2 protein-coding genes are annotated in these 1,676 nt (G+C 37.8%); one reads left to right on the top strand and one right to left on the bottom strand.

Features of this window, described 5'->3' with window-relative positions; translation table 11 throughout:
* Positions 1 to 644 precede the first annotated feature (644 nt).
* Complete coding sequence (gene dps / locus ACS8FD_RS13845) at positions 645 to 1,127, top strand: DNA starvation/stationary phase protection protein Dps (protein WP_439260476.1); 483 nt, start codon at positions 645 to 647, stop codon at positions 1,125 to 1,127.
* A 160-nt stretch (positions 1,128 to 1,287) separates the two neighbouring features.
* Here dps and ACS8FD_RS13840 read toward each other — a convergent pair.
* Positions 1,288 to 1,676 (bottom strand): cation diffusion facilitator family transporter (locus tag ACS8FD_RS13840; protein WP_459252125.1); only part of this gene is annotated, 389 nt, incomplete at its 5' end.

The following is a 1,676-nucleotide window of genomic DNA, read 5'->3' as shown; positions in this document are numbered from 1 at the left end:
CCCAGACGCATTGACACCAACGATTTCAGCTTCGCCTTGGAGCTGAGTGGCCAATTGGTTTAACTGACGCGACGAGCGCGGTTCAGGCATTCGCATAATGGCTTTCTTCCTCGTTAAGTTTAAAATAATATGGGGGTTAAACTGCTCTTTTTAAAGGATAATAGTAAGTTTTATCCTTAGTTATAGATAGCAGGTGTACTAACATTATGATTGAGCAAACTGTTAAAAATGGGCCTCGAAGTATCAACTTTCGACAGACTCATATTCGTTAATAGTAGATAGAGAAAATTTGAGCTGATAATGCTAGTCACAGTACCTTTAATTACGACCAAATTTACAAAGCTTTTCACGATTAACAAAGTCATTACACGACCACTTAATAAAGCATAACGCTTGAGGGTTCAATCATTCATGTAAACTGCTATCATCGTTTATGAATTGACTGGTAACACTCAAGCGAAGCGTTAGTCATTATCTTAATCTTATTAATAGATTGTCACAAATCAATCGTCACAATCTTAGAATTATTTTTAGATAAAACACAAAGGCTAACGTGAGACAGCTGTTTAAGAAAATATTAATAAAGAACAATTCGTCTTAAAATTTTAAACTCAGCAAAATAAATTTAAATAATGGAGTAAAATATGAGAGAACGTTACGCAAGCGGTATTACTGATGATACAGCGAAAAAAATGGTAGATTTGCTAAACTCTAATTTAGCCAATTTGATCGACTTGAGCATGGATAGCAAACAGTGCCATTGGAATCTACAAGGTACTGGCTTTATCGGTGTGCATCAATTGTTAGATGACACCTACGAGCGTTTAACAGAAGCATATGACACTGTAGCCGAACGTATTGTTATTTTAGGTGGTAAAGCGAACGGTATCTCAAAACGTGTCGTTGAAGACTCCGTACTAGAGACTTACCCTACTGACATTACTGAAGTTGATCAGCATGTTCGTGAGTTGACCAATCGTTATAAGAAGATTGCAGAAGAGCTACGCAAGGCCATTGATACTGCTGGAGAAGCTGGTGACGAAGATACAGCGGACTTATTTACTGAAGTCAGTCGTATTATCGATAAAGATGCTTGGTTCATCGGTGCTAACGCACCAAAAAAATAATATTTAGCATATAAGTATTATCTTAAAGTTAAAAGGGTCACTTTAAATAAGTGACCCTTTTTTTATATCTACCTACTGAGCGTCAGAGATTCATTAATTCGTCATTCGTTGTGAGGCATTAGGAATGCGTTGTCACTCGTTATGAAAGTTATCAGAAATATCAAACAGCCTCACTACTCTCTAAACTCAAAACTTCAGCGTCAGGTACTGATAAGGTTAAAATAGCCTCTTGGAACAGTGGATTGGCTCGGAATTGATTTTCGATAGTTTCAAACTTACGAGCGAGAGATTCTTCGCGTTGATTGCCTGCAATATCTACTGCTGCCACCATAAATATTTTTTTGGGACCGACCCATTCCAAATGTAAATACGACACGCTATCGACATCTGGATGTTCAAGTAGTTTGCCTAGCACATAACGATGCATTTTATCAGAGACTTTATGGCCTACTAAAAAGTCACGGTTACGACTGATTAAAAATATGGCGACTGCGCCCAAAAGCAAACCAACAATGATAGAGCCAAGCGCATCCCAAAATGGCTGACCAG

It is taken from the genome of Psychrobacter sp. 1U2, from assembly GCF_051847575.1.
This window is presented reverse-complemented; position numbering and strand designations above follow the sequence as displayed.

Bases quoted from the DNA above. Each gene is read 5' to 3' on its own strand.
- dps (WP_439260476.1), top strand. From the start codon at position 645: ATGAGAGAACGTTACGCAAGCGGTATTACTGATGATACAGCGAAAAAA.